The organism is Streptomyces sp. NPDC019443 (genome assembly GCF_044389785.1).
Lineage (GTDB): Bacteria > Actinomycetota > Actinomycetes > Streptomycetales > Streptomycetaceae > Streptomyces.
This window is the reverse complement of record NZ_JBIRYJ010000002.1, coordinates 47540-67458: the sequence shown is the minus strand read 5'-3', so window position 1 is coordinate 67458 and position 19919 is coordinate 47540. Positions and strand designations below refer to the sequence as shown.

At 69.8% G+C, this 19919-nt stretch carries 16 protein-coding genes; 6 read left to right on the top strand and 10 right to left on the bottom strand.

Annotated features, from left to right (window positions below; all coding sequences use genetic code 11):
• Nucleotides 1–65 precede the first annotated feature (65 nt).
• From ACH492_RS06460 to ACH492_RS06440, 5 genes are all read right to left on the bottom strand, one after another.
• Complete coding sequence (locus ACH492_RS06460) at nt 66–2678, bottom strand: galactose oxidase-like domain-containing protein (RefSeq protein ID WP_398983463.1); 2613 nt, start codon at nt 2676–2678, stop codon at nt 66–68.
• On the bottom strand, nt 2678–3913 hold the full coding sequence (locus tag ACH492_RS06455) for a glycosyltransferase (RefSeq protein ID WP_398983461.1): 1236 nt from the start codon (nt 3911–3913) through the stop codon (nt 2678–2680). Before ACH492_RS06455 ends, ACH492_RS06460 begins: the two co-directional genes overlap by 1 nt.
• On the bottom strand, nt 3910–5586 hold the full coding sequence (locus tag ACH492_RS06450; RefSeq protein ID WP_398983459.1) for an ArnT family glycosyltransferase: 1677 nt from the start codon (nt 5584–5586) through the stop codon (nt 3910–3912). The genes ACH492_RS06455 and ACH492_RS06450 overlap by 4 nt, the downstream gene beginning before the upstream one ends.
• Nucleotides 5583–6845, bottom strand: a complete 1263-nt coding sequence (locus ACH492_RS06445; RefSeq protein ID WP_398983457.1) for a glycosyltransferase — start codon at nt 6843–6845, stop codon at nt 5583–5585. Before ACH492_RS06445 ends, ACH492_RS06450 begins: the two co-directional genes overlap by 4 nt.
• A gap of 180 nt (nt 6846–7025) precedes the next feature.
• Nucleotides 7026–9077 (bottom strand): thioredoxin domain-containing protein, encoded by a 2052-nt coding sequence (locus ACH492_RS06440; protein ID WP_398983455.1) that lies wholly within the window; start codon nt 9075–9077, stop codon nt 7026–7028.
• A gap of 148 nt (nt 9078–9225) precedes the next feature.
• Here ACH492_RS06440 and ACH492_RS06435 point away from each other — a divergent pair, with 148 nt between their 5' ends.
• Nucleotides 9226–12432 (top strand): tetratricopeptide repeat protein, encoded by a 3207-nt coding sequence (locus tag ACH492_RS06435; RefSeq protein ID WP_398983453.1) that lies wholly within the window; start codon nt 9226–9228, stop codon nt 12430–12432.
• A 264-nt stretch (nt 12433–12696) separates the two neighbouring features.
• On the opposite strand, the gene ACH492_RS06430 is transcribed toward ACH492_RS06435, so the two are convergent.
• Both ACH492_RS06430 and mca read right to left on the bottom strand, forming a co-directional pair.
• Nucleotides 12697–12948: a hypothetical protein gene (locus ACH492_RS06430; RefSeq protein WP_398983451.1), complete on the bottom strand. Its 252-nt coding sequence runs from the start codon at nt 12946–12948 to the stop codon at nt 12697–12699.
• The gene (gene mca / locus ACH492_RS06425) at nt 12941–13822 is read right to left on the bottom strand and encodes a mycothiol conjugate amidase Mca (RefSeq protein WP_398983449.1); all 882 of its coding nucleotides are present in this window, start codon (nt 13820–13822) and stop codon (nt 12941–12943) included. The genes ACH492_RS06430 and mca overlap by 8 nt, the downstream gene beginning before the upstream one ends.
• Before the next feature lie 153 nt (nt 13823–13975).
• Between mca and ACH492_RS06420 the strand changes: the two genes are divergently transcribed.
• Both ACH492_RS06420 and greA read left to right on the top strand, forming a co-directional pair.
• Nucleotides 13976–14380 (top strand): DUF4307 domain-containing protein, encoded by a 405-nt coding sequence (locus ACH492_RS06420; RefSeq protein WP_398983447.1) that lies wholly within the window; start codon nt 13976–13978, stop codon nt 14378–14380.
• A 173-nt stretch (nt 14381–14553) separates the two neighbouring features.
• Nucleotides 14554–15051 (top strand): transcription elongation factor GreA, encoded by a 498-nt coding sequence (greA, locus tag ACH492_RS06415; RefSeq protein ID WP_356226719.1) that lies wholly within the window; start codon nt 14554–14556, stop codon nt 15049–15051.
• A gap of 67 nt (nt 15052–15118) precedes the next feature.
• Here the strand turns inward: greA and ACH492_RS06410 are convergent, their stop codons facing one another.
• The 3 genes from ACH492_RS06410 to ilvA form a co-directional block, all read right to left on the bottom strand.
• The gene (locus ACH492_RS06410) at nt 15119–15979 is read right to left on the bottom strand and encodes an ABC transporter permease (protein WP_398983445.1); all 861 of its coding nucleotides are present in this window, start codon (nt 15977–15979) and stop codon (nt 15119–15121) included.
• Entirely contained in the window at nt 15976–17031 is a 1056-nt protein-coding gene (locus tag ACH492_RS06405; RefSeq protein WP_398983443.1) for an ATP-binding cassette domain-containing protein, read from the bottom strand. The genes ACH492_RS06410 and ACH492_RS06405 overlap by 4 nt, the downstream gene beginning before the upstream one ends.
• A 192-nt stretch (nt 17032–17223) precedes the next feature.
• On the bottom strand, nt 17224–18453 hold the full coding sequence (gene ilvA / locus ACH492_RS06400; RefSeq protein ID WP_398983441.1) for a threonine ammonia-lyase: 1230 nt from the start codon (nt 18451–18453) through the stop codon (nt 17224–17226).
• A 145-nt stretch (nt 18454–18598) separates the two neighbouring features.
• On the opposite strand from ilvA, the gene ACH492_RS06395 reads away from it, so the two are divergent.
• Genes ACH492_RS06395 through ACH492_RS06385 form a run of 3 tightly spaced genes read left to right on the top strand, consistent with a single transcriptional unit; the run spans nt 18599 to nt 19865 of the window.
• Nucleotides 18599–19111 (top strand): MarR family winged helix-turn-helix transcriptional regulator, encoded by a 513-nt coding sequence (locus ACH492_RS06395; protein ID WP_398983439.1) that lies wholly within the window; start codon nt 18599–18601, stop codon nt 19109–19111.
• Nucleotides 19112–19143: 32 nt separating this feature from the next.
• Nucleotides 19144–19617, top strand: coding sequence for a sigma factor-like helix-turn-helix DNA-binding protein (locus ACH492_RS06390; RefSeq protein ID WP_398983437.1), 474 nt, complete (start codon nt 19144–19146; stop codon nt 19615–19617).
• Nucleotides 19614–19865, top strand: coding sequence for a hypothetical protein (locus tag ACH492_RS06385; RefSeq protein ID WP_398983435.1), 252 nt, complete (start codon nt 19614–19616; stop codon nt 19863–19865). Before ACH492_RS06390 ends, ACH492_RS06385 begins: the two co-directional genes overlap by 4 nt.
• Nucleotides 19866–19919: the final 54 nt, after the last annotated feature.

Here is a 19919-nt window from a genome sequence, read left to right as displayed (position 1 = left end):
GAATTCGGGGCTCCGTCCCGGACCCCTCGGGCACGCCCCGAAGGGCGTGCCCGATCCGCCCGGGGCTACCTCGCCCCGTCTCCCTTCCCGCACGCAACCCCGTCCCTGTTCGGGTCGAGCCGCAAGGGGTCGTCCTTCCCGTTCACCTTCAGCCGTCCGTACTCATGCGCCGCCAGCCACCCGCACCGCGCCGCCGTCGTCGCCTTCACCTCCCGTGGGAACACCGTGGGGACACAGACCCCGGCCGCGCCGTAGTGCCGGTCGCAGCCCGCGATCTGCGGGCTCACCGGCGCCGAACTCCGCTTCTTCTGCGCCTTCTTCGGCGCCTTCGCCGGAGCGTCCGCGAAATCATGGACATGCGCGGACGGGGCATCGGCCGCCATCGCCGCCGGTCCCCCGAGATGCACCCACTCGGCCACCGACGGGATCCCGTTCGCGTCGACCGCGAAGAGCATGTACCAGCCGGGCGGCGCCATATTGGGGTTGCTGGTGACATTGAGGTCGATGTTGTTGCCGTCCACCGTCATCGGCAGATCCAGGAACCGCTGGTTGGGGTCGGAGGAGTGCGTGACCGCGGCCGGGCGGATCAACTCCGCCTTGGCGATGGGCCGGTCGACCGTGATCCGCTGGGTGTCGCCGTACGTCCACTGCCCGTCGATCACCGAAGTGATCTCCGGCCTGGCGCCCTTGAGCAGATACGGCGGCGTGTAGACGGACACATTGTGGTTGTACGTGCCGTTGCCCGGGTTGTCGCCCACCGCCATCACCCGCCCGTCCGGCAGCAGAAAGGCCGAGGAGTGGTACGTCCGCGGGATCGGGTCCGTCGCGAGACCCTCCTCGTACGTATTGGTCGCCGGGTCGAAGAACGACGCCTCGTACACCGGGTCGGCCCGGTCGTGCAGCCCGCCGCCCGTCTCGAAGACCTTCCCGTCGGGCAGCAACACGGCAGAGACGAACATCTTGCCCTCGGCGCCGGTCTGCGGCCGCTTGCCCTGCCCCTGGTCGACCTGGCCCTGCGGCAGCAACGGACCGTGCGTATAGACCGGGTTGGGCTCCTTGAGGTCGATGATGTCGGTGAAGCGGTTGGCGGCCGGGTTGGTCTCGTTGTTGCCGCCGCCGATCGTCAGCACCCGCTGGTCCTGGGCGGGCGGCAGCAGCACGCTCGCCGACTCGTCCCGCTGGTCCTTGTTCTGCAGACCGGGCACATCGGTGATGGTGTTGGCGGTGTAGTCGTAGATGGAGGCGCCGGAGCCCTGGGTGCCGTTGCCGAAGACATGGCTGCCGGAGTAGAAGAGCCGTCCGTCCTGCATCAGGATCATCGACGGATACAGACCCCAGTACGACCAGGTCTGGTTGACCTCGTTCATCGGCAACCACTTGTTCTGGGCCGCCGAGAACTTCTCGGCCGTCACATTGCCCGTCGAGTCCTCCTTGAGACCGCCGAAGGAGATGACGTCGCCGTTGCCGAGGATCGTCGCCGACGGATACCAGTGGCCGCCGTTCATGTCGTTCGTCTTCGTATACGTCTCGGTCGCCGGGTCGAAGATGTACGAGTCCTTCAGCCCCTGGTAGCCGATCGTGCCGTCGGCCGACGGATAACCCTTGTTGCCGCTCATCACCAGGACCTTGCCGTCCTGGAGCTGCACATGGCCGGCGCAGAACATGTCCACGGGGGTGGGGATGGTCCGGAAGTCGCCGGTGGCCGGGTCATAGACGGCGGAGGTGAAGGTGCCCGCCTGGAACTGCGCCTCGTCGTTGCCGGAGCCCGCGATGACCAGGACCTTCCCGTTGTGCAGAACCACGGAATGCATGGAACGCACCGGGTTCTGGACCGGCAGGACGTCCCAGCGGCCCTTGGCGCACTCCTCCGGCGTCCCCGTGCAGACGGGGTCGGGGGCGGGTACGGTCACTTCCTCCATGACGTAGTCGTCAGTGGTGACCGAGCCCGTGCCGTACACGGACACGCCCCAGGTGATCTGGTCGGTGCCGGGCGGGACGGCCGGGGTGCGGACCTCGACCCGCTCGTAACCAGCGCTCATCGGAAGGGTCTTGAGGTCCGTCCAGTACTGCCAGCCGCCCGTCACGTCGTGCCGGAAGAGCGTGACGGCGGTGTCGGGGGTGGTGCTCTTGTACCAGAGGGAGAGGTCGTACTGACTGTCCGGCTTCACCTTGGGCGCGCAGACCGCGTCCTCGGTGATCAGGGCCTTGCGGTCGCCGTCGACCCGGCGGCTCAGCGAGACCTTCATGGCCTTGCTGCCCGAGTGGGCATCGGCGACGGTCTCGAAGGTGAAGTCGTTGTCGCCCCAGCCGGACTTCTCCCAGCAGGCGGGCATGTCGGCAACGCCGGCCGTCTCGAAGCCCGGATTGGTGATCAGGTTGGGCGGGCCGGCGGAAGCCTGCTGCGGGGCGGATACCAGCAGCCCCCCGGTGAGCGCGGCGACGGCGAGCAGCGCGACGCGGCGTCTCCTGCTTTGCAGCGCGACGCGGCGTCTCCTGCCTTGCAGCGCGACGCGGCTTCTCGCGCCTTGCGGCGCAGTGCGGCGTCTCCCGCTTCGCAGCGCGGCGGCCGCCGCTCGCATGCGGCGCGGAGCGCGGACGCGCGGCATCCGCAGCATGCGCGGCTCGGACGCGCCGGTCTCTGGCCCCGAGGGCCCGGATGTGGCTGACTCGGTCGGCATTACACGGTCCTTTCCTTGCGGCTCCCTCGACTGCCGCGGCTGTTGCGGCCGCCTCCCTCGTCCCGGTGACGCCCACCACTGCGCGGCAGATAGACAAGCGCCTCCGTCGCCGCGAACCGCAGGACGAACGTGGTCAGCAGCGCCAGCGTGGTGGCGGGCAGCACCGCCATCTCCATCCGGCCCACGAACAGCGCGATCAGCGGGATGCGCAGCAGCAGATCGGCGTTGGCGAGCAGCGCGAACCGGCCCACCCGGTCCGCCCAGTGCCGGTGCCTGCGGCGGTCCCGGAACAGCAGCACCTCGATGAGGAGGAAGTTCCAGATCACGCCGAACTGGTTGGCGACGATCTCGGCCGGCAGATAGTGCATTCCGGCTGCGGTCAGGACATGCAGCCCGAGCAGGTTCGGCAGAAAGCCGGTGAGGCCGATCAGGCCGAAGGCCACCATCCGGGCCGCCGGCGATGCCGTACGCAGCGCGACGAGATGCCCCAGGAAGCGCATCCCTTCCTTCGCCGTCGACTTGGACTCTCCGGCGAACCTCTCCTGGAAGACGAACGGCACCTCGGCGACCGTCTCGGGGCGGCAGCGCACCGCCAGCTCCAGCAGGATCTTGTATCCGAGCGGCTTCAGCGCCTCGGCCGTCACCGCGCTGCGCCGGATCGCGAAGAAGCCGCTCATCGGGTCGCTGATGCCACGCAGCCTGCGCGGGAAGAGTGCCTTCGTCAGCCAGGTCGCCCCGCGCGAGACGGCGATACGGTAGCCGCCGGCGAGGCCCGCGCGGCTGCCGCCGCGGATGTAGCGGCTGGCGACGACGAGATCGGCGCCCGACCGCTCCCCCGCCGCGACGAGTTCCGGCACGAGCTCGGGCGGGTGCTGGAGGTCGGCGTCCATGACGACGATCCAGTCGGAGCCCGCGCCCCTCAGACCCTCGACGACCGCGCCGCCGAGCCCGCCGGTCGGGACGTCGCGGTGCAACACGGCGACCGGGAACGGGCAGTCCTGCGCGGCGCTGCGGATCACATCCGGAGTGTCGTCCGTGGAGTCGTCGACGAAGACGACCTCGCAGGGCACCCGGGACGGCACTGACTCGGTGAGCTGGCGGAGCAACTCCCTTATGTTCTCGGACTCGTTGAAGGTCGGGATGATGACCGTGACAGCGCCGGGCTCGGCGAGCTGGGCGGCACCGAGCTCCGGATCGCCGAGTTCCTCGGCGCCCGTACGGGGTGTGGTGGTCATCGCTCGCCTCCGGTGATCCGGCGGATCTCGATCCGGTCCTCGCCGTCGCCGAAGACGGCGACCGGCTTCGAATGTTCAAGTGCTGCCTTGACGTTGGGCAGGTCGACGGCGTCGCGGCGGACGGTCGGCGACGAGACGACATAGTCGAGATCCCGCCAGCCGCGCGGCATCGTCTTCGTCACCGCGGGGTCGAGGTCGGCCTTGTAGAACCAGATCGCGCCGGTGCCGGGCTCGAACCCGTCGTGCACAAGGTCCAGCCAGAGCGCGTCGTCGACCAGGACCCGGGTGGAGGCGGGGTCGGCGACCTCGTTCTGCATCCAGGAGGCGGCCGCCCGGTAGGGGGCGTTGGCGTCTACGGTCAGGGCGTCGCGGTTTCCGGCGTACCAGCTCGGCACGACGTATGCGGCGGCGGCAAGGGCGAGGGCGGCGGCGACCGTCCGCCGTACCGCCGGAGCTCCGCCCCGGACCCCTCCCCCTGCGCCCTGGCGGGAGTGGGGGTCTGGGGGCGAAGCCTCCAGCCGCCGCCGCAGCACCGCGTGCGCCACGCTCGCCGCGCCGCCCGCCAGCACCAGCGCCAGGAACGGCAGCGCCTGGATGACGTACATCGCGGGCAGATAGCCGGAGGGCCTCATCGCTACGAGCGCGAGGATCGCCACCACCAGCGCCGGTCCGGCGAGCGCGCGGGCGGTGACCGACCAGCGCAGGGTCACGAGCAGCAGAGCCGCCCCGGCGAGTCCGCCGAGCGGCAGTACCCGGTCGTAGTAGAGCCAGGACCTGAAGACGCCGTGCGAGCCCGAGCCCGAATCGAAGATGGAGCCCGAGCCCTCGCGGCCCATCTGGTACGTGATCCCGTCGATCAGCGACACATGGCCGGGCCCGGGGAACAGTTCATTGTTGAGCAGCGCGAAGAGCGGATACGCGAGCCCGATCAGCGCACATGCGGTGATCGCGCCGGTCACCGCGAACTTACGGGTGTCCCGGTGGCTGTGCCGCCACATCGTCACCAGCAGCGCGGGCAGCACCACCAGCATCGTCTCTTTGGTGAGCACCGAGGTCGCTGCGGCGAGCCCGGCGGCGAAGTGGTGCCACAGATGGCGGCTGGGGGACGCGGCCAGGCAGAACGCCAGCAGCATCCACATCACCGCGATGTTGTCCAGGAAGATCTCGCGCTGCAGGACCACGGAGAGCGGGGAGAGCCCGAAGAGCAGCATGGCAAGTCCGGCGGCCCAGCGCGGCAGGAACAGCCGGCGCGCCAGCACGTACAACAGCACCGCACACGCCGCGCTGACCAGCAGCATCGCGAACCGCATCGTCGCCACGGTCATTGTCTCGGGCGCGATCAGCGACGGAATCCAGGTGAGCGCGGCTATCTGGATCCAGCCGAGCGGCGGATGGTCGTACCAGTACGTGTAGTGCGCGAGCCCGTCGCCCTGCTGGACCGCCCAGGCCTGGGCGAGATAGGTGCCTTCGTCGTCGCTGAGAGTCGGGAAGTGCGTGATGTTCCAGCCCTGGACGAGCAGGATCACGGCCAGCAGCCCGAAGCACAGCAGCAGATCGGGCCGCGAGCTGCGGAAGCGTATGACGGGCCGGATATGAACGGGCACCGTCGGCCGGGGCTTCGCGGCAGCGGCCGGAGTGGCGGTGTCAGGAGCCGGAGGCAGGGTTGTGGTCACCGGTGGGCGTCCTCTCGGGTCTCGGTGAGATGCGCGCCGACATGACTGGTCAGCTCCCACTCGTTGCGTCCCCGCTGCTCCCGCCAGACGGCGCGTATCGCGGCGCCGGCCAGGAGGACCTGGTAGAAGGGGCCGCCGACGATGAGCTTGAGGTAGTGGACGGTCCGGACGCGAAGGCCGTACTGCTTGCCGAAGTCGTGCAGTCCGACGATCTCGAAGACGACCGTGACCATGGCCGTGATCAGCGGCAGGAAGGTCACGATGGCGATCCCGACAGGGACGTCGAGGAAGAGCGCGATGGCCACGTTGATCGGGATGATCACGCCGGAGAAGGCCTGCAGGAATGGCGTCATCAGGGTGTAGCGGGCGAGCCACCGCTGTCCGAAGCCCGGGAGCTGTTTCCAGTCCTTCTTCCGGTAGACCTGCAGGAAGCCCTGGTTCCAGCGGGTGCGCTGCTTGAGCAGGCTCATCAGCGTGCCGGGGGTCTCCTCGCGGGTGACCATGTCGCTGTCGTACGCGACGACGACCTTCTTGCCGACGGACGAGAGCCGCACGCCCAGGTCACAGTCCTCGGCAAGGCAGTTGGGGTCCCAGCCGTCCGCTTCGCGCAGCACAGCCGTACGGACGAAGACGGTGTTGCCGCCGAGCGGGATGAAGCCCTTCTGTGCGTGCAGATGCAGGCGGCTGCGGAACCAGAAGAAGTACTCCAGGCAGTTGCGCAGGCTGTACCAGCTGGAGTGGAAGTTGATCAGCTGTACGCCGCCCTGGACGACGTCCGCGCCGGTGGAGGTGAAGGCGTGGTCGACGTGGGCGAGCAGCTCGGGGTGGACCTGGTCCTCGGCGTCGAAGACGCCCACGATGTCGCCGCGGCAGTGCGGCAGCGCGGTGTTGAGGGCTTTGGGCTTGTTCTTCACCTCATGCGTGTCGGTGATGACCCGCACCCGCACCGGATCGCGCGCGGCCGAACGCTCGGCGACCGCCGCGGTCTCCGGGTCGTCGTGGCCGACGATCACGATGATCTCGAAGTTGGAGTGGCTGGATTCCAGCAGCCGCTCGATGGTGTGCTCGAGCACGGCCTGCTCGTGGCGGGCCGGCAGAAGCAGGGAGAAAGAGAGCCCGACGCCGCCGTCGGGCCGGTCGAACCGGGTCGCCGCGAGTATCTCGGGCGTACGCCAGGCATGCATTTGCCACCACAGCGTGAAAGCCGCCATCCAGAACAGCGCCACGGAAATGGCAACAACGAACACCGATATGAGCACCGAAAGGTCCCCCCTTGGACCTGCGCCCCGGCACCAGGACCCCCCTGGCCGGCGACACACCTTTGTCAGCCTCGGTGCGGCACTCCCCAGTGCGCACCCTCGGCCACTCCTCGTGCCGAGGACCCTATAGGCGGAAGGTTAAAGTCCGGTGCTTGCCTGATAAAAACTGAAGTTGAGCCGTCAATTGGCGAGTTTTCGGGCAAGTGCGGATGCGTCCGCGGTAGGGGCGTCACAAACGAAGTGCTTGCACACGTACGCGGCGGGGCTGCCGTCCACCAGAGGGCGGTCCCCAATCAGCGGGAACTCCTCGCTGTCCGGTTCGCCGACCGCGACCACCGCGCCCGGGGCCTGCGACAATAGCGCCGTACGGTGCAACTCCCGTGTCGCCTCGTCGTCCTGAGGGCCGACCACCGCCACCTCGCGCGGCCCGTCCAGCAGCGCCTCCGCGACCGCGAGCCCCCAGCCGATGAAACGCGGCGCCCGCGGCCCGAGCGCCTTCACCACACCCAACGCGCCCTCCGCGGCGGTGCGATGGGCCTCGGAGCCGGTGTGGGCTGCATACGAAAGCAGCGCCCCGGCCGCCGCCGTCCAGCCGGACGGGGTCGCGCTGTCCGTCGGGTCCTGCGGGCGGCGGATCAGCCGCTCGGCGTCGTGCGCGGTGTCGTACAGCGCCCCGCCCTCGGCCACGAACTGGTCGATGACGATGTCCAGCAGAAAGCCGGCGAAATCCAGCCAAACGCCTTCGCCCGTCACGCCCGCGAGCGCCAGGAAACCCTCCGCGACATTCGCGTAGTCCTCCAACACCCCTGAATTCGCACCGACTTGGCCATCCTTGGAGGTACGGGCGAGGCGCGCCCCGCTGTCCATGTGCAGCCGCACCAGCAGATCGGCGGCCTCGGTGGCCCGCTCGACGAGATCCGGCCGCTCAAAGTACGCGCCGACCTCAGCGAGCGCCGCGATCGCGAGGCCGTTCCAGGCGGCGACCACCTTGTCGTCCCGCTCGGGTCGCGGCCGCTGCGCCCGTGCCGCAAGCAGCCGCTCCCTGATCGACGATTCGACCTCCCCGTCCGGGAGTTGAAGGACAGAGGCACCCTCCTCGAATGTGCCCTCCTCCGTCACCCCGAACAGCTCGGCGGCCCGCCGCCCGTCCTCGTCCCCCAGCACCTCGCGCAACTGCTCCGGCGTCCACACATAGAACGCGCCTTCGACATGCTTGCCCGTACCTCCCCCAGAGCCTTCGGCCTGGGGGTGCCCCCATCCGTCTCCGACGGCGCTGTCCGCGTCGAGCGCCGAGGCGAACCCTCCCTCGGCCGTGCGCAGCTCCCGCACCATGAAGTCCGCGGTCTCCAGCGCCACCCGCCGGGCCAGCTCGGAACCGGTCGCCCGCCACAGATGCGCGTACACCCGGCAGAGCAGGGCGTTGTCGTAGAGCATCTTCTCGAAGTGCGGCACCACCCACTCGCGGTCCACCGAGTACCGCGCGAAGCCGCCGCCGAGCTGGTCGTACATCCCGCCGCGGGCCATCGCCCCACACGTTTCCACGGCCATCTCCAGTGCACCCTCGGCCCCGGTCCGGGCGTAGTGCCGCAGCAGGAACTCGACGACCATCGACGGCGGGAACTTCGGCGCGCCGCCGAAGCCGCCGTGCCGCTCGTCGTACTCCCTGCTCAGCCCGAGCAGCGCCTGCGCCAGCTCCTCCTCGCCCGGCACTCCCTCACCGCCGTACGCGAGCGAGCGCCCGGCCAGATCCCGGACGATCTTCCCCGCGACCTCGTCGACCTCGTCCCGCCGGTCGGCCCAGGCGGCCGCGACCCCTTCGAGGACCTGCCGGAAGGAGGCCATTCCGTGCCGGGGCTCGGGCGGGAAGTACGTACCGAAGTAGAAGGGCTCGCCGTCCGCCGTGAGGAAGACGGTCATGGGCCAGCCACCCTGCCCGGTGGCGGCCTGCACGGCCTCCATATAGACCGCGTCGACGTCGGGCCGCTCCTCGCGGTCGACCTTGATGTTGACGAAGTGCTCGTTCATGAAGGCGGCAGTTTGTTCATCTTCGAAACTTTCGACCGCTAGAACATGGCACCAGTGGCAACTCGAATAGCCGACGCTGAGCAGCACGGGTACCCCGCGCCTGCTTGCCTCGTCGAAGGCCTCGCCCGACCACGGCCACCAGTCGACCGGGTTGTCGGCGTGCTGGAGGAGGTAGGGGGAAGTCTCATGGGCGAGGCGGTTCGGCATAGTCCCATCCTCTCTCAGGTGCGGATGATCGTCAGACTCTCTCGCGCTGACGCGCCGCACGCAGGACACTTGTCGCCGGAACGGAACCGGAACCGGAGACGGGACCGGAACCGGAACGGAACCGGAAGGCTCTCGGAGGGGGACCCATATGCGGGACAGCCATCGGGCGGAAGCCGAGCGGCTGTTGGTACGCGCCGTGGAGGAAGAGGTACGGCGCTCGGGCGGGCGGTCGGACTCGGGCGTGCTGTTGGCACGCGCTCGGGCCGCCCTGGACAGCATGGCGGCGAATGCGGGCGAGGAGTACGCCGCGTACGAGCAGGCTCTGGTGGACGCGGAGGCCGGGCAGCAGCCGCTGTCCGCGCAGTTCAGCCGACAGAACTTCTCAACTCCCTTTCTGGTCACGGCCATTGCCGCGGCCGCGGCGATCGGTGCGGACGTCGCGCTGGGAACGGCGACAGGTACCGCGCTCGGCGCCGGGGCTGTCGTCGCCGTCGCCGGGGCTGCGACCACCGTCGCCAAGGTGACCGCCTCGCACTGGCCGGCCGCCCACCGCAGAGCCGGGGCGCTGGGGCAGCCGGGCGGGACCGAGCAGCTGCGGTTGCAGTGGCTGACGGCGCTGGAGGTGCGGGGCATCCGCCCGTTCCTGGACCAGCAGCGGATGCTGGTCTCCTCCACCCGTACCGCGAAGAAGACCACCGTGGTGCCGCAGCTGCGCGGCGCGGACCGGAGCGCGGCGGCGCGCAGTCGGTCGGTGCTGGAGCAGTCCTTCGGGCATCTGCCGGAGCCGGAGGGGCCGTTCGCGGGCCGCCGGGACGCGATGACGCAGATTTCGCAGTGGGTGCACGCCGCCCGCGCGTCGACGCAGACCCGGCCGACGGTCGTGGTGCTGTACGGCGCGCCGGGATCGGGGCGCACGACCCTCGCCGTGCGGGCCTCGCACCATCTCAAGGATCAGTTCCGCGGCGCGTGCGTGGTCGATCTGCGCGGCGACAGCGAGCATCCGCTCTCCACGCGCGATGCGCTGCTGCACCTGCTGAACCGGCTGGGCGCACCGCGCGAACAGCTGCTGTTCCGGGAGCGTTCGTCGGCCGATCAGCAGGTGCGGCGGCTGGGCGAGCTGTACCACCAGCATCTGACCGGGCTGCCGGTGACGGTGGTGCTGGACGACGCGAGCGACCCGGCGCAGGTGCGCACCCTGGTGCCGGAGCGTTCGGACAGCCTGGTGCTGGTGACCGCGCGCGAGCGGCTCGACCTGCCGGCGGACATTCCGGCGTGGGTGCACCAGCTGCCGGTCGACGCCCTGGACGCGGCGGGGGCGGAGGAGCTGCTGCGGGCCTCGGCCGAGGAGCCCCTGTCCGGGCCGTATGACGCCCAATCGGCCGACGAGGTACGGGAGCTGTGCGGCGGGCTGCCGCTCGCGCTGCGTATCGCCGGCTCCTCGCTGGGCCCGCGGACCGCGCATCAGCTGGCGGCCGATCTCGGCGCGTACGGTCCGGTGGGCCCGGTCGAGCGGGCGCTGTGGCTGCGCTACACCGACCAGTCCGAGCAGGCGCGGCGGCTGCTGCGCCGGCTCGCGCTGGCCAGGCGGGCGTCGCTGGGCGCGGCGGCGGCGGCAGCGCTGCTGGCCACGGACGAGCAGGAGGCGCAGCGGCTGCTCAGGGGCCTGGCCGACGCGGGACTGATCGACCATGTGCGGGCCAGCCGCTACCGGCTGCACGACGTCGTACGGTCCTTCGCCCGGGCCCGTCTCCTCGACGAGGAGGAGGCCGCTGAGCGTACGGCCGCGCAGGAGCGGCTCATCCAGAACTACGCGGACCTGGCCGGGGCCGTGATCCGCATGGTCGACGGCAAGATGTCCACGCGCGCGGGCCAGTTCGGCGCGCACGGCTTCGCCTCGCTGGACGCGGCGCTGCGCTGGCTGGACGACGAGTCGAGCTTCATCACCTCGGCCTTGCGGCACGCGGAGGGCGTCAACCAGCAGACTGTGCTCAATCTGCTGGGCGCGTTGTGCGACTACTGCCTGCTGCGCGGCGACCTGTACCGGCTCGGCGAGATCAGCGAGCTGTCGCAGGCGGTGGACCAGGGCCTGCTTGAACGTTCCGTGCGCTGGCGTACCGGCATCGCGGCCCGACAGCTCGGCGAGCTCGACAAGGCCCGTACGACACTGTCGTCCGTCGTCGGTCTCTACCGCGAGGCGCAGAACGACTCGGGCACCGCACTCGCGCTCTGCTCTCTCGGCATCACCCTGCACCACCAGGGCAATCTGACCGAGGCCGCGGCGAAGCTGCACGAGGCGATCGAGCTCCAGTCCTCCGACGAGCAGGCCGAGGACCGGGCGTGGTCGCTGCACGCGCTGGCCGCGGTGGAGCGCGACCGGGCCAATCTCGCGGAGGCGCTGACGCTGCTGGCGACGGCGCTGACCCTGCACCGGGAGGGCGAGTCGCTGCACGGCGAGGCGTGGACGCACTTCCAACTGGGCCAGGTGTGCCTGCGGATGGGCGATGTCCCGCGCGCCGAGTCGGAGCTGCGCGCGGCCCTCGATCTGTACGGCCGCACCCGCGACGGACGCGGTGAGGCCTGGGCGCTGACGCAGTTGGCCCGGGCCAGGCTGGTGGACGGCGACCCGGCCCCCGCGGTGGACCAGCTGGGCCAGGCACTGTCCCGCCACCGCGACAACGAGGACGCGCGCGGCGAGGCATGGACGCTGTACTACCTGGGCCAGGCGCTGGAGGAGCGCGGCGACCGCGACCAGGCGGTACGGGAGCTGGAGCGGGCCCGCACGATGTTCTCCCGGATGCGCGACGTGTACGGCCTGGCCTGCGCCCGCCACCACTCGGGCCGTGTCACCCGGGACCAGCGGGCGGCTCAGACCGGCAACCTGCGCAACTCGGGCTTCGCCCGCCAGCTCCTGGTGGACGCCCGCGCCGACTTCCGTCGCATCGGCGTTGCCCATGGCGAGGCCTGGACCTGCCTGGAGCTGGCGTTGATCGACGCGGGCAACAACCGCCCGGGGCAGGCGCTGGCGCTGTGCGACGAGGCGGCGGCCCTGTTCGCCTCGTACCAGGACGACCGGGGCGCCGACTGGGCCAGATTCCTGCGCTGCACGCTCCTGCCGTTCGCATCGCCGGGCGGTATCGAGGTCGGCACGGTGGTGGCCCAGGAGGAACTGGCCCAGCTGATGGGGACGACGCACGCGTCGCGGGACGGCAAGCTGGAGGACTGCGCGGAGGCGCTGGCGGTGATGCTGGAACGGGGCGTTCACTTGGAGGACGGCTGGCAGGCCTGGCACCTGGGGATGGTCCCGAACCGCCACGCACGCGAGGTGATGGGCGTCCCGGTGCCCGCGGCGACGTAGCCTTCCGCCGGGGCTCCGCCCCGGACCCCACGCCTCAAACTCCCCCCAGACTTCGTCCGGGGGGACCCCCACGGGCTGGATTTTCCACCGGTCGGCCTGAATTTTCAGGCCGACCGGCGGGAATCAAGCCCGTCCGGCGATTGAGGACACTCCCCCTACGCCCGGAGGGCGTACTGGGGGGAGGGTCTGGGGGCTTGCCCCCCGTTACGGGAAAGGGCGGGGTAGGGGCAGAACCCGCCGCAGGCGCCCCACCCCGTCACGACCTCACGCCGCGGCAGGCCCCGACTTACCCTTGCCCCCCTTGGGGGCGTCCGCCTTCGGATCCGGGGCTTCCTCGAAGTCGACCCTTCCCATGTGGCGGTTCATCGACTTCATCAGCAGCCACACGCCCACGGCCAGCGCCGCGAAGACGATGAAGCCGAGGACACCAGGGGTGACCTTGTTGTCGTCGACCTCCTTGGCGAGGGGGACGAGATGCGTCAGTGCGAGGTTTGCGCTTGCGCTCATATCAGGCATTCTCGCGGATGCCCGCGAAGAGGTCGTCCTCGGGGAGGGAAGTATCGACCAGGGACTTGGCGAGCTCGTACTCCTCGGTCGGCCAGACCTTCTTCTGGATCTCCATCGGCACGCGGAACCAGCCGCCGTCCGGGTCGATCTGCGTCGCGTGCGCGATCAGCGCCTTGTCGCGGATCTCGAAGTAGTCCGCGCACGGAATGTACGTGGTCAGGGTGCGCTCGGCGCGCACGAACTCCTTCCAGCGCTCCAGCCACTCGCCGTACGGGGACTCGATGCCGCGCTCCAGCAGCGCCTCGTGCAGCGCGACCGTACGCGGCCGGTTGAAGCCCTGGTTGTAGTAGAGCTTCTGCGGCTGCCAGACGGGGCCGAACTCGGACTCCGGGTACTTCTCGGCGTCACTCGCACCGTCGAAGGCCACCATCGAAATCTTGTGGGTCATGATGTGGTCGGGGTGGGGGTACCCGCCGTTCTCGTCGTAGGTCGTGACGACCTGCGGACGGAAGGCGCGGATCGACTTCACCAGACGGCCGGCCGCCGCCTCGACCTCCTCCAGCGCGAAGCAGCCCTCGGGCAGCGGCGGCAGCGGATCGCCCTCGGGCAGGCCGGAGTCGACGAAGCCGAGCCACTCCTGCTTGACGCCGAGGATCTCGCGCGCCTCGTCCATCTCTTTCTTGCGCACTTCGTGGATGTGCTCCTCGATGTACGCGTCCCCCTGGAGCTTCGGGTTGAGGATGGAGCCGCGCTCGCCTCCCGTGCAGGTCACGACCAGCACGTCCACCCCCTCGAATACGTACTTGGCCATGGTGGCCGCGCCCTTGCTCGACTCGTCGTCGGGGTGGGCGTGAACGGCCATCAGTCGCAGCTGCTCAGTCAAGACTCGATCCTCAGTGATTCGTCGCGAAATAACCGGTGCCGTCCCGCGGGGACGTCGATGTGGGGCGGCGGTCGGGTGGCGGGCGGGAGGCTTCTATAGTGACCGAATCGGGTGACGGAAAATTCCGGCAGCCCGTTCCGGAGAGGATCCATCATGACCGCGGTGCGCGAGCAGCTCCCGGAGGGCCGTTACGGCCGCTCGGCGGACGAGCGCGCCGACCGCATGCTCAAAATCGTGGGCGCGGGCCTCGGTGTGGTGCTGCTCGGAGTGGTCGGCTGGTTCGGTTACGACTACATCGCCGGGCAGAAGATAAGCGCCGAAGTGATCAAATTCAAGGTTGTCTCGGACACCGAGGTCCAGGCGCATCTGGAGGTGCGCAAGGAGGCGGACGCCACCGGCACCTGTACGCTGCGCTCCCGCTCCGAGGACGGCAGTGAGGTGGGCCGTATCGACGTCGTCGTCGGCCAGCGGGGCGAGAAGCGGATCGACCAGGTCGTGACGGTGCGTACCAGGGCGCGCGCAACCAGCGCCGAGCTGGAGCAGTGCACCGCACGCTGACGGCGCGCCACCGAGATGGTATCGGCCCTGACCTGCGCTGATGTAATTCTGATAGCTTTCGTCCTCCCCCTTCCGCCACGAAATTGTTAGGCTCGTGGTTTCGCCCATCCATGAAGGCACATCCTTCTGGGTAGGGCGATGCTTTGTATTCCCAGTACCTACGAGGAGCACCTGTGACCCAGACCAGCGAGAACGTCACCTGGCTCACCCAGGAGGCGTACAGCCAGCTGAAGGCCGAGCTGGAGTACCTGTCTGGTCCCGCGCGCACCGAGATCGCCACCAAGATCGCGGCAGCGCGTGAGGAGGGCGACCTGCGCGAGAACGGCGGGTACCACGCGGCCAAGGAGGAGCAGGGCAAGCAGGAGCTCCGTGTGCGCCAGCTGACCCAGCTCCTGGAGAACGCCAAGGTCGGCGAGGCCCCGGCGGCGACCGGTGTGGTGGCCCCCGGCATGGTCGTGACCATCGCCTTCGACGGCGACGAGGACGACACGACGACCTTCCTGCTCGCCTCCCGCGAGTACGCGAGCGATGACATCGAGACGTACTCACCGCAGTCCCCGCTGGGCTCGGGCGTGAACGGCAAGAAGGTCGGCGAGGACGCGGAGTACGAGCTGCCCAACGGCAAGAAGGCTTCGGTGAAGATCCTCGAGGCCAAGCCGTACACCGGCTGAGACCGGACAGAGCGAAGGGGCCGGACCGCGTGACGCGGTCCGGCCCCTTCGCTCTGCGTGCTGCGGATCAGGCAGTCGCCGAGCGGTACTTGCGCACCGCCAGCGTCCGGAACACCGCGATGATCAGGACCGACCAGAGGATCGAGGCCATCACCGGGTGCTCCATCGGCCAGGCGTCGGACGGCGAGACGCCCGGGTTGCCGAAGAGCAGGCGGCAGGCCTGGACCGTGGCGCTGAAGGGGTTCCACTCGGCGATGGGCTGCAGCCAGCCGGCCATTTTGCTGGAGTCCACGAACGCGTTCGAGATGAAGGTCACCGGGAACAGCCAGATCAGACCGCCGGAGGTGGCCGCCTCGGGCGTCTGGACCGAGAGTCCGATCAGTGCGCCGATCCACGAGAAGGCGTACCCCAGCAGAAGCAGCAGGGCGAAGGCCCCGAGCGCCTTGGGGAGGCCCTCGTGGATCCGCCAGCCGACGAGGAGGGCGACGATCGTGAGGACCACGACGGTCAGCGCGGTCTGTACGAGGTCCGCGAGCGTACGACCGGTGAGGACCGCGCCGCGGGCCATCGGCAGCGACCGGAACCGGTCGATGAGGCCCTTGTGCATATCGTCGGCGATGCCCGCGCCGGCGCCCGCGGTGGCGAAGGTGACGGTCTGGGCGAAGATGCCGGCCATCAGGAATTCGCGGTAGACGGACGGGGCGGTGGACGCGCCGATCTCCATGGAGCCGCCGAAGACGTAGCTGAACAGCACCACGAACATGACGGGCTGGATCATCCCGAAGATGATCATCTCCGGGATCCGGGTCATGCGTATGAGATTGCGCTTGGCGACGACGAGCGAGTCGTTGACCGACTGCACGATGCCGCCGCGGGGTCTGGGGGCCGTGATCTGCACGGCGTCCGTTGTGGCGGTTGTGGCAGTCACTTCGCGGGCTCCTTCCGGGACTTCTTGGCCTTCGCGTCCTGAGCGCCCTGAGCGTCCTGAGCGCCCTGGGCGCCCCTGGCATCCTCCGGAGCGAGGTTCTCCTCGGACTCGGTCTCGGCGGCGTGGCCGGTCAGCGAGATGAAGACATCGTCGAGGGTGGGGCGGCGCAGGCCGATGTCGTCGATCTCGACGCCGCGGACGTCCAGCTCGCGGATGACTTCGGCGAGCAGCTTGGCGCCGCCGGTGACCGGGACGGTGAGCTTGCGTGTGTGCTCGGCTATCGCGACGTCGCCCTTGCCGAAGCCGAGGAGCACCTCGCGGGCCGGGCTGATCTGCTCGCTCGCGTGCACGACGACCTCGACGCGCTCACCGCCCGTCCGGGCCTTGAGCTGGTCGGAGGTGCCGCGGGCGATGACCTTGCCGTGGTCGACGACGCAGATGTCGTGGGCCAGGTGGTCGGCTTCTTCGAGGTACTGGGTGGTGAGCAGCAGTGTCGTACCGCCGCTGACCAGCTCCTGGATGACCTCCCACAGCTGCTGCCGGTTGCGCGGGTCGAGGCCGGTGGTCGGCTCGTCCATGAACATCACCGGCGGTGATACGACCAGGGCCGCGGCGAGGTCGAGGCGGCGGCGCATACCGCCGGAGTACGTCTTGGCGGGGCGGTCGGCGGCGTCGGCGAGGTTGAACCGCTCCAGCAGCCGGCCCGCCCGCGTCTTCGCGTCCCGCGCGCTCATCTGGTAGAGCTGGCCCACCATTTGGAGGTTCTCGCGACCGGTCAGATACTCGTCGACCGCGGCGAACTGGCCGGAGAGGCCGATGGAGCGTCGGACTTCGTTCGGGTGCTTGAGCACGTCGATACCGGCGACGACGGCCGTGCCGCTGTCGGGCTGCAGCAGCGTGGTCAGTACGCGCACGGTGGTGGTCTTGCCGGCGCCGTTCGGGCCGAGAAGTCCCAGAACCGTACCTTCGGGGACGTCGAGATCGACGCCGTCCAGAGCCCTTACGTCGCCGAAGGTCTTCACCAGACCTTCGGCGTAAATGGCGCCTGGCATATGGGGTCTCCCAGGGTGGCAGGTGGTGGTCGCGTCAGAGCGAAAAGCTCGGATGTGCGTGCGTGCCCGCGGCTCGGCGGGAACATGGCAAGGACCCTTACAGTAACGCGATACATCGCGTCACTCAAGAGGGTCGCGACAGGTGGACGTAATGAGTCGCGATAGGTGCAGGACGATGACTCGAACCACGGCTCACTCGATGATGGTGTAACCCGCATCGCGCAGCGCCGAAGCGACCTCTTCGCAGTGCTCCGGGCCCTTCGTCTCCAGGTGCAACTCCACCTCCGCCTCCGTGAGCCCGAGCCGCGGATCGGTCCGTACGTGACTCACATCAAGGACGTTAGCGTCGACCACTGACAACGAGCCGAGAAGTGCGGCAAGGGCCCCCGGCCGGTCCGTCAGGCGCAGCCGCAGCGAGAGATACCGGCCCGCCGCCGCCATGCCGTGCCGCAGTATGCGCTGCATCAGCAGCGGGTCCACATTGCCGCCCGACAGCAGGGCGACAACAGGTCCCTCGAACGCCCGCGGCTCGCTCAGCAGCGCCGCCACCGGACTCGCCCCGGCGGGCTCGACGACGAGCTTCGCCCGCTCCAGGCAGAGCAGCAGCGCGCTGGAGAGCGCGTCCTCGGAGACCGTACGGACCTCGTCGACAAGATCGCCAATGATTTTGAACGGAACGTCCCCGGGGCGGCCCACCTTGATGCCGTCCGCCATCGTCGACAGATGCTCGATCGACACCGGGTGCCCCGCGGTGAGCGAGGGCGGATACGCGGCCGCGCCCTCCGCCTGCACGCCGATCAGCTTCACATCCGGCCGCAGCGCCTTCACCGCCACCGCGATACCGGCCGCAAGCCCGCCGCCGCCGATGCCGACCACGATCGTCCGCACCTCCGGGCACTGCTCGAGGATCTCCAGACCGACCGTGCCCTGCCCGGCGATGATGTCGGGGTGGTCGAAGGGGTGGATGAAGACCGCACCCGTCTTGTGCGCGTACTCCTGCGCGGCGGCCAGCGTCTCGTCGATGACATGCCCCTCCATCCGCACATCGGCGCCGTACTCCCTCGTCGCCGCGACCTTCGGCAGCGGCGCTCCCATCGGCATGAACACCGTGGAGCGCACCCCGAGCAGCGACGACGCCAGCGCGACCCCCTGCGCGTGGTTGCCGGCGGACGCGGCGACGACGCCCGCGGCCCGCTCCTCCGGGGAGAGCCCGGCGATCCGTACGTACGCGCCGCGCAGCTTGAACGAACCGGTGCGCTGCAGGTTCTCGCACTTGAAGTGGACGGGTGCGCCCACCAGCTGCGACAGATGCCTGCTGCCCTCCATCGCGGTCATCCTTGCGACCCCCGCGAGCATCTTCTGCGCCCCCCGGATGTCGTCGAGAATGACGGGGCGAAAGGTGCCAGGTGCACTGAAGCTCATGACGTCAAGTCTCGCAGCTCACCGGACCGGCGGCCGCCCGGATCCCGCGCTTCCCCACTGGTTTGTGCGGCCCTGGTACGCACCGGGTCGTTGCCGCGTACTCTGTCCCCCACCAACCGACCACCGCACGAGAGAGCCCCTGGCCATGCCCACCACTCAGGACATGACGACTCATCTCGACCCCGGCCTCCTCGATGCCCTCCAGCACCAGGTCGCCGTCTTCGCACGCCGCGCGGAACAGACCCGGCTCGGCGGGGTCGGCCAGGTCCGCAACTCCATGGACCGTGCCGCGTATCTGCTGCTCAACCGGCTCGACAAGGAAGGACCGATGGGGGTCAAGGCGCTCGCCGCGGGGATGGGCATCGACTCGTCGACCGTCACCCGCCAGGTCGCGCCGCTCGTCGACACGGGCCTCGTCAAGCGGACCTCGCACCCGGAGGACGGCCGCGCCGTCGTGCTCCAGCTGTCCCCCCGCGGCCAGGCCAGGCTCGAAGAAGTCCGCTCCTCGCGGCGCGAGCTGATGGCACAGGTGACGGACGGCTGGACGGAGAGGGAGCGGGAGTCGTTCTGCACCCTGCTCACCCGCTTCAACACCGCGCTCTCCGCCCGCCAGGCCGGCCTGCCGCCCGTGGACACGGAGACGCCGCCGACCTCTTGACCCCGGTGGCGTATCTGCCTCTATATGAGGACGTGAGCGAGCGGCAGACGGTACGAGGGCGTCGCCGGGCCCGTGAGTTCGATGCGTTCGTCGCGGGCGCGGCCGGCCGGCTCCTGCATGCCGCGACCCTGCTCACCGCCGAGCCCCCCAGTTCCAACCCGCAGGCCCAGCAGCTGCTGACCGCGGCGCTCGCCCATACGTACGCGGAATGGGACCGGCTGCGCGGCGAGGACCCGTACGACCACACCCGCCAGGAACTCGCCGCCCGCTTCGCCCGCAGCGCCTGGCGCTACCACCGGGTGCGCGGCGGCGTACTGGACCGCCTCACCCCGCAGGAACGCCTCATCCTGGTGCTACGCCTGTACGAAGGGGTCGCCGAGGAGCAGACGGCGGCGCTGATCGGGCTACCGGTGGAACGCGTCCGCGCAATCTGCGCCCGCGCGATCGCGACGATGCGCAGCGGCCCGCCGACGCCGCCGCGCGCCCCGGCCCAGGCGGTGACATGAGCCGCCAGGACCGCAAGGAGGACGAGGTCCGCCGGATGCTGGAGTCCCGCCACCCCGCGGTCCCGGCGGATCTGGCGGCCCGCGCGGCGGAACACGGGACGCGGCTGCTGCGCCGCCACCGGGCGGTGCGCCGCGCCGCATGGCTGCTGCTCATTGCCGCGGCGATCGCGTTCGCGATCTGGGCGGCGACGGCGGAGCCATGGGTGACACCGCCGACGAAGACAACCCCTCCGCTGGAGGGCTGGTAACGACCCCCTTGTCCGGATCTATGCTGGATGGAGCGGCGCACAGATCGAGCCGAG